General features: G+C 70.6%; 3 protein-coding genes. All 3 read left to right on the plus strand.

Annotated elements, in window-relative coordinates:
• Window positions 1-141 precede the first annotated feature (141 nt).
• From E1267_RS11850 to E1267_RS11860, 3 genes are read left to right on the plus strand one after another with little or no spacing between them, the layout of a single operon-like run.
• On the plus strand, window positions 142-8,286 hold the full coding sequence (locus tag E1267_RS11850; protein WP_132332489.1) for a non-ribosomal peptide synthetase: 8,145 nt from the start codon (window positions 142-144) through the stop codon (window positions 8,284-8,286).
• Window positions 8,283-13,784, plus strand: coding sequence for a non-ribosomal peptide synthetase (locus E1267_RS11855; RefSeq protein WP_132332490.1), 5,502 nt, complete (start codon window positions 8,283-8,285; stop codon window positions 13,782-13,784). Before E1267_RS11850 ends, E1267_RS11855 begins: the two co-directional genes overlap by 4 nt.
• A complete protein-coding gene (locus tag E1267_RS11860; RefSeq protein ID WP_132332491.1) occupies window positions 13,781-14,917 on the plus strand; it encodes a Gfo/Idh/MocA family oxidoreductase in 1,137 nt (378 codons plus the stop codon). Before E1267_RS11855 ends, E1267_RS11860 begins: the two co-directional genes overlap by 4 nt.
• Window positions 14,918-14,920: the final 3 nt, after the last annotated feature.

Genomic DNA, 14,920 nt, shown 5'->3' on the forward strand with positions numbered 1-14,920 from the left:
TTGTCCGCCTCTCAAGGCTCTTGCAACGGATGGGGCAATGAATATAGATATGGTAATCATTATCAATCAGACATGCCCGAAATTTCTAGAGATCTCGCGTTGAGCCGCTGCCGCTTGCTCCGAACCTGATTGGGATCGAACATGAACGAGCCACTGTCCGTCAGCCCGGACGATCTCCGCGTCGCGGTCGGTGAACTGGCCGAGGCTTCGGCGGAGCAGGTGTCAGAGGACACCGACCTCTTCACCCTCGGATTCGACTCGATCCGGCTGATGCGGCTCGTCGGCTGGCTACGACGGCAAGGTGTCGCCGTGAGCTTCGCCGACCTCGCCGAACACACGACCGTCGGGGAGTGGTGGTCGGTCATCCGAGAGAGCGGCCCACGCCGGGACGTCACCGCGCCGCGCCCGGACGTCGACGAGGCCGGGGTGTTCGATCTTGCGGTGATGCAGCACGCCTTCTGGGTCGGGCGGGCCGAGAACCAGCGGCTCGGGGGAGTCGCCGCGCACTTCTACACCGAGTTCGACATGGGGTTCGACGTGAGGTTCGACGCGGGGTCCGACACGAGCGAAGGCCCCGGCGTGGACCCGGGGCGGCTGGAACCGGCGGTGCGGGCTCTGTTCGCCCGCCACGGCATGCTCAGGGTCAGGATCGGCGACGACGGGCGTCAGCGGATCGGCGAGCAGCCGAACTGGCCCGGCCTGCGCGTTCACGACCTGCGAGGCATGGAGACGGCCGAGGCCGAGCGGCGGCTCGCCGCCACCAGGGAGTCGCTCTCCCACCGGATCATGGACATCGCGTCCGGCGAGGTCTTCGACATCCAGCTCAGCCTCTTCGACGGCGGCAGCCGGTTGCACGTGAACCTCGACATGGTGGCGGCCGACGCGCTCAGCCTGAGGGTTCTGCTGGCGGACCTGTCCGAGCTGTACACCAATGGGGCGGACGCCGACCTGCCCCCGCTCGGCTACAGCTATCCCCGGTATCGCGCGGAACGTGCCGCGACCAGCCGCGAGGAGCGCGAGCAGGCCGCCGCATGGTGGCGGAAGCGGCTCGCCGACCTTCCCGGGCCGCCGGCCCTCCCCGTCGTCCCCGACGACAGCGCGGGTGCGACGCCGACTGTGGTACGCAGGCATCACTGGATCGCACCGGCCGGTCGGCAGCGGCTACGCGAGTGGGCACACCAGCGCGGGCTCACCCCCGCGGTGGTCCTCGCGACGGCGTTCGCCGAGGTGATCGCCCGGTGGAGCGCCACCGACCGGTTCCTGCTCAACCTGCCGACCTTCGACCGCGAGCCTCTTCACGACGACGTGGGCCGGCTCGTCGGGGACTTCTCCAGCTCGGTGCTGCTCGATGTGGACCTGGCCGAGGCGATGCCGTTCTCCGCCCGGGCCGCCCGCGTGCAGAAGGACCTCCGGGAGGCGATGGGCCACGCCGCCTACACCGGGGTGGAGGTGCTGCGCGATCTGACCAGGGCGAACGGCGGCGAGGTCGTGCTCGCGCCCGTGGTGTTCACCAGCGCGCTGGAGCTCGGCGAGTTGTTCGCACCTGATGTACGGCGGTGCTTCGGGGAGCCGTCATGGATCATCTCGCAGGGGCCGCAGGTCTGGCTGGACGCGCAGGCGACCGAACTCGACGACGGGTTGCTGGTCAACTGGGACGCCCGCGAATCGGTGTTCCCGCCCGGCCTCCTCGACGCGATGTTCAAGGCGTTCGTCGATCTGGTCGGGGCGCTGATCGCGGATCGCACCTCCTGGGACGCGCCGGCTCCGCGCGGTCTGCCCGCCGCCCAGCGGCCGGTGCGCGAGCGGGTCAACGACAACGACGGTCCCGCTGCCGGAGGCCCCCTCCACGAGCGGTTCTTCCGGCTCGCCGAGGATGGGCCCGACCGGATCGCCCTGGTCTGGACCACGCCGGGGGACGGCGGCACGGACGGATCGATGACCTACGGCGAGCTGTCGCTGCGGGCCCGCCGGGTCGCCGGCCTGCTCCACGCCCGTGGGATCCGGCCAGGGGACACGGTCGGGATCACCCTCCCGAAGGGCCCGGACCAGGTGGTGGCCGTGCTGGGGGCGCTCGCCGCCGGGGCGGCGTACGTGCCCTCCGGGCTCGACGTTCCTCCGGCGCGACGCGCTCACGTGTACGGCGCGGCGGGTGTCACGCACGTTCTGACCGACCAGGAACATGACTGGCCGCCGGGTGTCACGTCGATCCCCATGGAGGACGCGGTCAGGTTCGCGCCGCTGCCGGACATCGCGCACGTCGACCCCGAGGCGGTCATGTACGTGCTGTTCACCTCCGGCTCGACCGGCGTGCCCAAGGGCGTGGAGGTGCCGCACCGAGCCGTCGCCAACACGATCGACGCGGTCAATGACGTGTTCGGCGTGGACGGTTCGGACCGGACCATGACGCTTTCGTCGCTCGACTTCGATCTGTCCGCCTACGACATGTTCGCCTTCCTTTCCCGCGGAGGCAGTGTGGCCGTACTCCATGAGGAGCAGCGCCGGGACGCACGCGCGTGGGCGCGAATGCTGCGCCGATGGGACGTGACGGTGGTGAGTTGTGTGCCGGCGCTGCTGGACATGCTGCTCGTGGCCGGCTCACGGGACCTTCCGGGATCGCGGCTGAGGCTGGTCATGCTGGGGGGCGACTGGGTCACCGTCGACCTGCCCGGGCGCCTGCGCGAACTTGTCCCTGGCTGCCGGTTCGCCGGGCTCGGCGGGATGACCGAGGCGGCGATTCACACCACGGTCCGCGAAGTCGATCAGGTGGACCCGGCGTGGCGGGCCGTGCCGTACGGGCGTCCGCTGCGCAACATGCGGTGCCGGGTCGCTGATGCGCGAGGGGAGGACCGTCCCGACTGGGTGCCGGGGGAGCTGTGGGTCTCGGGCCCCGGCGTCGCGAGGGGATACCGGGGCGATCCGGAACGGACGGCGGAGAAATTCGTCGAGGTGGACGGCCGACGCTGGTATCGCACCGGTGACCTGGCCCGCTACCTGCCCGATGGCACGCTGGAGTTCCTGGGCCGCTCCGATCACCAAGTGAAGATCCGCGGGCATCGGATCGAACTGGGGGAGATCGAGGCGCATCTGGCCGCCCACCCGGGCGTGGGCAGGGCGATCGCCACTGTCGTGGAAGTGGCGGCGGGCCCCCGGCTCGCCGCGGCCGTCGTGGCATCCGACCCCGAAACGCCGGGTCGGCTGGAAGCGGATTCCCTGCGCCACTGGCTCGGTGAGCGGGTTCCCCGATACATGGTTCCCGAAGTGATTCGCGTCCTGGAAGGCCTCCCCCTGACCGGGAACGGGAAGATCGACCGCAAGGCCATCCACGCGGCGTTCGCCCTCGCCGGACGGGACGACGGGTTCGAGCCGCCCGTGGGGGTGGTCGAGGAGACGGTGGCGGCGCTCTGGCGCGAGCTGCTCGGTGCGGAACGGGTCGGCCGCCGTGACGGCTTCTTCGCGCTGGGCGGGGACAGCCTGCTCGCCACCCGGCTCGTGAACAGGCTCCGCGAGGCAGGGATGAGGGGCGCTGAAATCGCCCACCTGTTCGAGACGCCTGCACTCGCCGAGTTCGCCGAGGCCCTGACCCCAGGTGCGGGCGAGGCGACGCCGGTGCTCGTCCCCGATGCCGGCCGCCGCTTCGATCCGTTCCCGCTGACCGAGGTGCAGCAGGCGTACTGGCTGGGCCGCTCGGAGGGGCTCGCGCTCGGCGGCGTTCCCGCGGTCTTCCGGCTCACCTTCGACGGGGCGGGCGTGGACCTGGACCGGCTGCGCCAGGCCCTGGAGCGGCTGGTCGCCCGGCATGACATGCTGCGGGCCGTCATCGGGGACGACGGCACCCAGAGGATCCTGCCCGAGACGCCCCCGGTCACCATCCAGGTCCTTGACGCGGCCGTCCCCGATCCGGAGTTCCTGTACGGATGGGCCGGTGAGCCCGGACGGTGGCCGCTGTTCGACGTGCGCGCGGTCCGTTACGGTGACGGCCGTACCAGGCTGGCCGTGAGCGTGGACGCGGTCGCGTTCGACGCGCTCAGCGTCAACACCATGATCGCCGAACTCGCGCAGCTCTACGCCGAGCCCGCCGCGGAGCTTCCCCCGATAGGGGTGACCTTCCGCGATCACGTGATGAACACACCCCCCTCGGACCGGACGGCGGCCGAGGCCTACTGGCGGGAGCGTCTGGCCGAATTGCCGCCCGGCCCTCAGCTGCCTCTCGACGCCAATCCCGCCGCGGTCCGCCCGCGGTTCACGCGACGCGCGGCCGGCGTGCCGGTCGGCCGGTGGAAAAAGATCAAGGAGCGGGCGCGGGAGCACGGCCTGACACCGTCGGTGGTGCTGCTGGAATGCTACGGGCGGGTGCTGTCCAGGTGGAGCGACCGGCAGGACCTGACCGTCAACCTCACTCTGTTCGACCGGCACGACGTCCACCCCGACATCGGCCGGGTGCTCGGCGACTTCACCACCTTGCTGCCTCTGGAGTACCGGCCCGTGAAGGGGGAGGGATGGCTGGTGGCGGCGCGTCGCCTCCAGGCGCGGCTCGGCCGGGACCTGGAGCATCGGGCGGTGTCGTCGATCTGGGTGCAGCGCGAGCTGGCCCGTGGCACGGATGCCCCCTCCGCGGCGTTCCCCGTCGTCTTCACCAGCACGCTCGGCCTGGGAGGGGAGCCGTTCTCCGGGCTGCCCGAGGCGTTTCCGCGCTGGGTGGGGGGCGCCTCGCAGACCCCGCAGGTATGGCTGGACCACCAGCTCTTCGAGCACGAAGGTGAACTCCAGCTGGTGTGGGACGCCGTCGACGAGCTGTTTCCGCCAGGCGTGCTCGACGCCATGTTCGCCGCGTACCGGGACCTGCTGGTGTGGCTGGGCGACGAAGAGGATTGGTCGCGGCGTCCGGTCATGGCTCTCCCCGTGGAACAGCGCCTGGCCCGGGAGCGGGTGAACGCGACGACCGGCCAGGAATCGGGGCGGTTGCTCCACCAGGCGTTCTTCGAACGCGCCGAGGCCGATCCCGGGCATACGGCGCTGCTGTGCCGCGACGGGGAGCAGGTGTCCTACGGTGTCCTCGCCGATCGGGCCCTGCGGGTGGCGGCGCTGCTGGCCGGTCGAGGAGTGAGGCCCGGGGATCCGGTGGCGGTCAGCCTGCCGAAGGGGCCGGACCAGATCGCAGCGGTCCTGGGAACGCTCGCCGCCGGCGGAGTCTATGTGCCGGTGGGGGTGGACCAGCCCGAGTTGCGCCGCCGGAGTCTGATGGAGAGAGCCGGGGTCGTCACCGTGCTCGACGACCTCGCCGGGGCGGACCAGTGCGAGCCGCTGTCCAGCCCGGTGGTGGTCGCCCCTGAGGCACTCGCGTACGTGATCTTCACCTCCGGCTCCACGGGTGAGCCGAAGGGGGTGGAGATCTCCCACCGCAGTGCGGTCAACACGGTCGACGACATTGTGCAGCGTTATGGGGTCGGCCCCGCTGACCGGGTCCTGGCCGTCTCGGCACTGGACTTCGACCTGTCCGTGTTCGATGTCTTCGGGCTGCTCGGCGCCGGAGGCGCGCTGGTGCTGATCGGTGAGGACGATCGCCGCGACGCGCAACGCTGGGTGGAACTGGTGCGCCGGCACAGGGTGACGGTGTGGAACACCGTGCCCGCGTTGCTGGAGATGCTGGTGACCGTGGCGGAGATGGACCGCTCGCTGCCCGGCTCACTCCGGCTGGCCATGGTGTCGGGAGATTGGGTCGGCCTGGACCTGCCCGGCCGGCTCCGTTCGCTGGTGCCGGGCTGCGACTTCATCGCGCTGGGAGGAGCGACCGAGGCGTCGATCTGGTCGAACGCCTTCGAGGTGACGTACGTGAACCCGGAATGGTCGTCGATTCCGTACGGATATCCGCTGCGCAACCAGCGGTTCCGCGTGATGGACCAGGAGGATCGCGACTGCCCGGACTGGGTGCCCGGTGAGCTGTGGATCGGCGGAATCGGCGTCGCCGCCGGATACCGGGGCGACCAGGAGCGGACGGCGGACAAGTTCGTCGAGGACGACGCGGGGCGCTGGTACCGGACCGGTGATCTGGGCCGGTACTGGCCTGACGGCACGCTGGAGTTCCTTGGCCGCAGGGACACACAGGTCAAGGTGCGCGGGCACCGGATCGAACTCGGGGAGATCGAGGCCGCCCTGGCGGCGCACCCGGCAGTGGCGCAGGCCGTGTGCGTGGCCCCGGGAGAACGGAACCGCAGGCGTCTGGTCGCGTTCGTGCAAGGGAGCGGTGGCCTCGACGGTTTGGCGGAGTTCCTTGCCGAGCGCCTGCCCACGCATGCCATACCCGCGCAGATCATCTCGGTCGCCTCTTTCCCCCTGACGGCCAACGGCAAGGTGGACCGGGCGGCGCTGACCAGCAGTGCCGACCGTGCCCCGGAACGCGGTTTCGAGGCGCCGGTCGGGGTGGTGGAGGAGACGGTCGCGGGGATCTGGGGTGATCTGCTGGGAGTGTCGCGGGTGGGTCGTCATGATGGGTTCTTCGCCTTGGGTGGGGACAGTTTGCTGGCGACGCGGCTGGTGGATCGGTTGCGGCGGGCGGGGTTGGGCGGTGCGGAGCTGGCCGCGTTGTTCGTGTCGCCGGGGCTGGCGGATTTCGCCGCGACGTTGGAGTGGGGTGAGGCGTCGCCGGCGAAGTCGATCGTGGCTGATCGTGAGGGCCGGTTCGAGTCGTTCGGGTTGACGGAGGTGCAGCAGGCGTACTGGCTGGGGCGGCGGTCCGATTTCGTGCTGGGTGGGATCGGCGCGCAGTTCTATGTGGAGTACGAGCATGCCGAGGGGGATCTGGGCCGGTTGGAGGAGGCCTGGAATCGGCTGGTGGTCCGGCATGACATGCTGCGGGCGGTCGTTGAGGAGGACGGTACGCAGCGGGTGCTGCCGCGGGTGCCGCGCTATCGGTTCGCGGTCGTGGACGGCGACGCGCGGGTGGTGGAGCGGGTCCGGGAGGAGATGTCGCGGCGGCTGCTGGATCCGGGGTCGTGGCCGTTGTTCGACATCCGTGCGGTGCGGTGTGGCGGGTCGGTTCGGCTGTGTGTGACGTTGGACAACCTGGTGGTGGACGGGCTGTCCATGTTGATCCTTTTCGCTGAGTGGGAGCGCCTGACCGCCGATCCGGACGTCGAGCTTCCTGCGATCGGCATCACCTTCCGCGATTACGCGCTCCAGGCACAACCCGACGAGAGCCGGCTCGCCGCGGCCGAGGCGTATTGGCTGAGGCGGGCCGCCGAGTTGCCGCCCGGTCCGCGGCTGCCGGTCCTGAAGGACCCCGGCCAGGTCGAGATCCCCCGCTTCCACCGCCGAGAGAGCAAGATCGACGGGGCGGCCTGGCACGCCCTCACCGAGCAGGCGAGGCTCAACGGGCTCACACCGTCGGTGCTGCTGCTCGCTTGTTTCGCCGAGGTGCTCTCGGCCTGGAGCGGGCAGCCGGACCTGACCGTCAACCTCACCCTGTTCGACCGGCGCGACGTCCACCCCGACATCGGCCACGTCGTCGGCGACTTCACCTCGCTGCTGCTGGTGGCCTACCGCCGGCGGCCGGAGGAGAGCTGGCTGGAACGGGTGCGCCGCCTCCAGGAGCAGGTCTGGCGCGACCTCGACCACCAGGAGATCTCGGGCGTGCGCGTGCTGCGCGAGCTGGCCCGCCAGAACGCCGGGCTCACGCAGGCGGTTCCGGTGGTCTTCACCAGCATGCTCGGCGTCGACGACGCCCTGGCCCGCACGGTCCGGTGGCCCGACCACACCCGATCCCAGACCCCTCAGGTCTGGCTCGACCACCAAGCCGTCGAGCTACCGGACGGCGTGTTGCTGAGCTGGGACAGCGTCGACGAACTGTTCCCCAGCGGCCTGGTGGACACCGCGTTCACCGCCTACCTGGAGCTGGTGGAACGGCTGACCAGGGCGGACTGGACGCGGCCGATCGATCCATCGATGCCCGGCGCGCTCGAACCCATGGCTGAGCCCGCTCCGGTCGACGCGGACGTAAGGACCGCGCACGACGTGGGGCCCGACGGCCCGCCGCAAGGTGAGGTGGAGCAAAGTCTGGCCGTGCTGTGGGGCGAGCTGCTCGGCCGCGTCCCCGAGAGCCGGACCGACAACTTCTTCGTGCTGGGTGGCGATTCGCTGGGCGGCACCCGGATGCTCCAGCGAGCCGCCCAGAAGTTCGGGGTCGATCTCTCGCTGCGTGCGTTCTTCGCCGCTCCCGTGCTCGCCGTCCTCGCCCGCGACATCGACGAGCAGCTCATCGCATCGGACGCTCTGGAGGACGGAACGCTATGACAGTCAGTGACCTGGTCACCGAGCTGGGCCACCTCGGTGTCCGGCTGTGGGCCGAGGACGGCCGGCTCCGTTATCGGGCACCGCGCGGGGTCCTCACCGAAGAGCGCAAGGCCCGGCTCATCGCGTGTAGGGCCGAGTTACTGGCCTACCTCCAGGCGGACACGGCCACGCTGGTCACCGACCCCGCGGCCCGGTACGAGCCGTTTCCTCTGACCCAGATGCAGTCGGCCTACCTGCTCGGACGGCACCAGACGTTCGAGTACGGCGGCGTCGCCTGTACCGGATATCTCGAGATCGCCTACGAGGGGGTCGCGCCTGAGCACCTCGAACGTGCCTGGAACGAGCTCGTCCGGCGCCACGACATGCTGCGCGCGGTCGTGGACGGCGAAGGACACCAGAGGATCCTCCCGTCCGTCGACGGCTACGCGATTCCGGTCACCGACCTGAGCGGGGCGCCCGATGCCCGGGCCGAGGACCATGTCGCCGCCATCCGACGAGAGCTGCACGACAGCGTCGGCGACACTGGCGCCTGGCCGCTGTTCGCCCTGCACACCACGGTGACCGATCGCGTCACCGTGCTGCACCTGCTGATCGAGCTCCTGGTCGTCGACTCCGCGAGCCTGCAGCTTCTCCTCGCGGAGCTGGATCAGCTCCTGCTCGGCGAGAAGCCGCCACCACCACCGGCGGCCACGTTCCGCGACTACGTCATGGCGGAGCGGTCGCTGCGCGACGGCCCCTCTTTCCACCGGGACCGGGCTTACTGGCTCGACCGGATCGACGACCTGCCTCCGGCGCCCGAGTTGCCGATGCTGGGCGACCTGCTTCCGCGTTCAGAACCATGGCAGGAGGTAGGCCCGGCCCGGTTCCGCCGCCTGAGCCGGCAACTGTCCCAGGACGAATGGACAGGCCTGCGCGAGCGTGCGCGGCGGCACGGCGTCACCGAGTCGGGGACCCTGCTCGCCGCCTACGCGGAGACCATCGGCCGGTGGGCCCGCAATCGCCGGTTCACCCTGAACCTGCCGATCTTCAACCGTCTTCCGCTGCACGAACGGATCGAGTCCGTGGTCGGCGACTTCACCACCGTGAGCCTGCTCGCCGTCGACCTGGACGCGGGGCCGTCCTTCGCCGAACGTGCCAAGGCCCTCACCTCCCGGCTCTTCGACGACCTCGACCATCGCCTCTTCACCGGGCTGGACGTGCTGGCCGAGCTGACCAGGCGGCGGGGCCGACCGGCATTGATGCCCGTCGTGTTCACCAGCACCCTGGGTTCGGGCGCCTCTCCGGAACGGGAGCCGATGGGCCGGTTCCTGAACGGCCTGACGCAGACGCCGCAGGTGTGGATCGACTGCCAGGTCGTGCAGCAGGCCGGCCCGCCGCTGCTCATCTGGGATGTCCGGTGGGACGTGCTGCCGGAAGGGCTCGCCGAAGACGCGTTCGGGGCGTTCACCACCCTGGTCGCCGAACTCGCCACCACGGAACAGGCATGGGAGGACGGTGACCCCGTGCGGTTGCCGCCCGGCCAGCGCGTGCGCAGGACCGAGGCGAACGACACCTCCGCGCCCTTGCCCGACCACCTTCTGCATGAGCCGATCCTGAACCATGCCCGCGACACGCCGGACCGTACGGCTGTCGCCGACGCGCGGACGACGCTCAGTTACGGGGAGCTGTACGCGAGGGCGGCCGCCATCGCCTCCCGGCTGCGGGCCGCCGGATGCGAACCCGGCGACAGGGTCGCAGTGGTCATGAGCAAGGGCGTGGAGCAGGTGGTCGGGGTGTTGGGCGCGCTGCTCGTCGGCGGCGTTTACCTGCCGCTCGACCACGGGCAGCCGCGAGCGCGCCGCGACCGGATCCTCGCCGACGGAGGGGTCCGGTTCGCGCTGACCCAGTCGTGGAGCGAGGCGGGCGATCAGCTGCCAGCCGAGATGAGCACCATCGCCGTCGACACGATCGGCCTGGACGACGCATCACCCGAGCTGCCCGCCCGCCTGGCCTCGCCGGACGACCCGGCCTATGTGATCTACACGTCCGGGTCGACCGGCGCGCCCAAGGGCGTCGTGATCAGCCATCGGGCCGCGGCCAACACCATCGCGGACATCAACGCCCGATTCGCCGTCGCGCCGCAGGACCGCGTGCTCAGCATCGTGAACCTCGGCTTCGACCTGTCCGTCTACGACATCTTCGGCGTCCTCGCCGCGGGTGGCACGGTCGTCATTCCGGACGGCGACCGGCGCGCCGACCCCTCGCACTGGGCGGATCTCATCGATATGCACGGCGTCACGCTGTGGAACTCGGTGCCGTCCCAGCTGCGCATGTTCCAGGAGTATCTGGCCGACGCAGGGGAGCGCGCCGCCACGTTGCGGCTGGCGATGCTGTCGGGAGACTGGATTCCGGTGAGTGTGCCCAGCCGGGTCTGGGAACATCTGCCCGGCCTGCGCATCGTGGCGCTCGGCGGCGCCACGGAGGCGTCCATCTGGTCGATCGTCTACCCGATCGACGAGGTCAGGCCCGGCTGGCGAAGCATCCCGTACGGCAGGCCGCTGGCCAATCAGACGTTCCACGTCCTCGACGACGCCCTGCGTGACCGCCCGGACTGGGTGGCCGGTGAGCTCTACATCGGCGGCGCCGGCCTGGCGCAGGGGTATCTCGGAGATCCGGAGAAGACCGCGTCGCGCTTCATCACCCATCCGGTCACCGGCGACCGGCTCTATCGCACCGGTGATCTCGGACGTTACCTGCCGGATGGCGTGATCGAATTCCTGGGGCGGGAGGACACCCAGGTCAAGGTGCGGGGACATCGGGTGGAACTCGGGGAGATCGAGGCGGCGCTGCGGTCCCATCCGGCCCTCGCCGACGCGGCCGTGCTCGCCGTGGGCGACGGCGACGCCAGAAGACTCGCCGCCTTCGCCGAGCTCGGGCCCGCCGACGTGCTCGATCAGGCGGCCGGAAGCACTGAGGAGTTCACAGCCGTCATCGACGCGGCAGCCACGGCATGGCGAACGGCCGCGGAGGCGCTGGACGCCGAGGCGTTCACCGTCCTCATGCAAGAGACCGACACGGCCGCGGTTCAGGCCATGGCAGCGCAGCTGCGCGCGAGCGGGCTCTTCGCCACGCCCGGAGCCGGGCACACGGCAGCCGAGATCGCCGACGCCACCGGAGTCGCGGACCGGCACCGGAGACTCCTGCGGCGCTGGCTCGACGCCCTGGTCGCCGCGGAGGCCGTGAGATTCGACGAGGAGGCGGGCACGTTCCACGACCTCGTCCCCGCCGACCAGGGATCGGTGGCGATGGCCTGGGATCGGGTGAGCGAGCTGGAGGAGCGCGTCGGTTACGGGGATGGCCTCATGCGGTTGATCCGCACCTGTGGAGACCGCCTCGGCGACCTGCTCCGCGGGGACTTCGACGTGCGCGACGCCCTTTTCCCTGACGGCGAGTTCGGCGCCGCCAGGGCGGTCTACCGCGAGAACCTGGTCGCGCGGGGGATCAACGGCATCGTCGCGGCGGCCCTCCGGCGGATCGCCGAACGGCACGGTCGGCGATCCGCCGGTGCGGGGCCTCTGCGGATCCTGGAGGTGGGCGCCGGCATAGCCGGGACGACGGCGGACGTGGTGCCGGCGGTGGCCGATCTCGCACCCGACTACCTGTTCACTGACATCTCGGAGTTCTTCCTGAGCGAGGCGCGCGGGACGTTCGGCGAGCATCCGTGGATGCGGTACGGACTTTTCGACGTCAACGCCGACTTCCGGGCCCAGGGCTATTCGTCCAACAGCGCGGACGTCATTCTCTGCGCCAACGTGCTGCACAACGCCCTGAACGCGGCGGAGGTGCTGGCACGGCTGCGGGAGATGCTCGCCCCCGGCGGCTGGCTGGTGTTCATCGAGCCGACCCGGCCGCACAACTATCCGCAGCTCGTGTCGATGGAGTTCGAGTTCACGGGCGAGGGCTTCACCGATGACCGCGTCCGCACGGGGCGGGCGTTCTTCACGCGGGACCAGTGGCTGGACCTTCTGGCTGAGACGGGGGCAGAGGATCTGATCTGCCTCCCTCCGGAGGACAGCGCGCTGGGCCTGGCGGGGCAGGGCGCCCTTCTCGCCCGGTTCGACGCAGGCCGTGCTTATACGACGGCGGAGCAGGTCACGGCGCACCTCACGGCCCAGGTGCCGGAGTACATGGTGCCGGCGACGGTGCAGTTGGTGAACGCCCTGCCGCGCTCGGCGAACGGAAAGCTCGACAGATCCGCGCTCACGAGCCTGCTCCCCGCGAGCCAAGGGGACCAGGTGATCGACACCGGCCAGACGCTCGCCGACGACCTGGAGCGGGGTATCGCCGAGCTGTGGGGTGAGCTGCTCGGCGTCCAGCATGTCGGCCGCGAACAGGACTTCTACTCCCTCGGCGGCGATTCACTCCTGCTGTCACGCATGGTCGGACGCCTCCGCGAACAGGTGCCCGAGGCCGCAGGAGTGGAGTGGGCACTGCTGACCCGCCGGATGCTGCATGACCCCACGGTCCGGGGTCTCGCCGGCTACCTGCGCTCGTCCGGTGGCGCCGGTGCGGTGGCCGAGAAGCGGGACTGCCCCGTCGTCGTGCTGAGCGAGAGCGCCGGATCCGACGAGCCTCTGTGCGTCTTCGTGCACGCGGGAACCGGCACGCTCCAGCCGTACCAGCCGCTGCTGGCGAGGCTGCGAGCCGTCGGCCGCGGTGGGCTGCTCGGATTGGAGATCACCGATCTCGATCGCTACCTCGCGCTGCCTCCCGAGGCGGTGATCGACCGGCTGGCCGCCGACTACACGCGCGAACTGCTGGGTCACGGCTCCACCTTCACCGTGGTCGGATACTGCCTCGGTGGGCTGCTCGCGACCGAGGTGGCCCGCACGCTCATCGAGGCGGGTGCCACCGTCGAGGGGCTGATGGTGATCAGCTCATACCAGCCACCGGCGGTGGACGACGAGTTGATGGTGGAGTACCTGTTCGCCCAATCGATGGGCGCCGACCTCGAAGCCCTCGGGCTGCCGCATGACGCCGAGGTGATCGGCCGGGCGGTGCGCGAGATCCTGGCGACGACGCCGGAGCGACTCCCGGACGGCTGCCTCACCTCCCTGAACGGTGAGCACGCCGCGGTGGGCTCGTCGTTCAGGGCTTTCGCCCGAGACGACCGGCCGCGGCGGCTCGCCGCGATCCACCGGGTCGCCACCCCCGAGGGCGCCTACAACTCCGGGAGCTATACCCTCGCGGAGTTCACCCGCTTCTTCGAGGTCTTCCGGCAGAGCATGCTCGCCGTCAGCCGCCATCGCGCCGACCCCTACGCCGGACCGATGACGCTGCTGCGCAACAGCGGCTCGTCGACCCTGCTGCCCGGTTCGAGGGTCGATGTAGGCCGCTTCTGGGAGCGAATCGGTATGGGCGGCATCTCCGTGCACGACCTCCCCGGCGATCACTTCGGCTGCATGTCCGCGTCGAACGCGCCTGAGATCGCCCACCTGCTCGCGAGGGCCGGGCGATGACCCGGCGCCCGAGAGTCATCGTGTGCGGCACGGGGTTCGGCCGCATTCACCTGCGGGCCGTGCGGAGCTCGCCGGACGTGGAGCTCGCGGGGGTGCTGGCGCGGGGCAGCGACCAGTCCCGGCGTATCGCCTCTGAGCACGGCGTCACCTGTTTCACCGACGTCGACGATCTCCCCGGAGACGTGGACATCGCCTGCGTGGTCGTTACGGGCGGGACCGGCGGCGGCGACGGCACCGTGTTGGCCCTGCGGCTGCTGGCCCGCGGGATCCACGTCATGCAGGAACTTCCCTTGCACCGCGACGAACTGGAGTCGTGCCTGCGGGCGGCCCGTGAGCACGGGGTGCACTACCGGGTGAACGCCTTCCACCCGCACCTCGCGCCCGTCCGCCGTTTCCTGGACGCCGCAGAGGTGGCCCGGCGGCGTCAACGACCGCTCTTCGTCGACACGGCCTGCGCGATCCAGGTGCTCCCCTCGCTGCTGGACATCGTCGGGCGCGCGGTGGGCGGGTTGCGGCCATGGCGCTTCGCCGACCCCGACACCGTCCCACCGGAGCTGGCGGCGCTCGCGGGAACGCCCGCTCCTTACTCCACCGTCCACGGGGTGATCGGCGAAGTGCCCGTGACGCTCCGCGTGCAGAACCAGATAAACCCCTCCGACCTCGACAACCATGCGCTGCTGCTGCACCGGGTCAGTGTGGGCTTCGAAGGCGGTGTGCTCTCTCTGGCCGACACCCACGGGCCCGTGCTGTGGAGCCCGCGCCTGCACGGCGAACGCGACGCCACCGGACGCCTGGTCCTCAGCGGCCCGGAGACCGGTCGCCTCGGTGTGTCCAGTACGCAGCGCCTCGACGGTGCCAAGGCGCCCGGGGCACAGGACCCGACCTTTCTCGAGATCTTCGATCGGGTCTGGCCGGACGCCGTGGTGCACGCCCTGCGAGAGTTCCAGCAGGACATCGCCGGCTCGGCGGGTGCCCCCCAGCCGGCGAAGTGGTCGCAGTGGGCGCTCAGCCTCACCGCACAGTGGCAGGACCTGTCGGCCCGGCTCGGGCCGCCAGAGCCGATCCACCCGCCGGAGCCCCAACCGCTGCCGCTGCCGGAACTGCTCGCCGAACTGCAGCAGGAGGGACGGTGAGGA

This window comes from Nonomuraea longispora (genome assembly GCF_004348345.1).
GTDB classification, from domain to species: domain Bacteria; phylum Actinomycetota; class Actinomycetes; order Streptosporangiales; family Streptosporangiaceae; genus Nonomuraea; species Nonomuraea longispora.

Excerpts from the sequence above, each read along its gene's own strand:
- E1267_RS11850 (WP_132332489.1), top strand. The coding sequence starts at position 142 with ATGAACGAGCCACTGTCCGTCAGCCCGGACGATCTCCGCGTCGCGGTC.
- E1267_RS11855 (WP_132332490.1), top strand. The coding sequence starts at position 8,283 with ATGACAGTCAGTGACCTGGTCACCGAGCTGGGCCACCTCGGTGTCCGG.
- E1267_RS11860 (WP_132332491.1), top strand. The coding sequence starts at position 13,781 with ATGACCCGGCGCCCGAGAGTCATCGTGTGCGGCACGGGGTTCGGCCGC.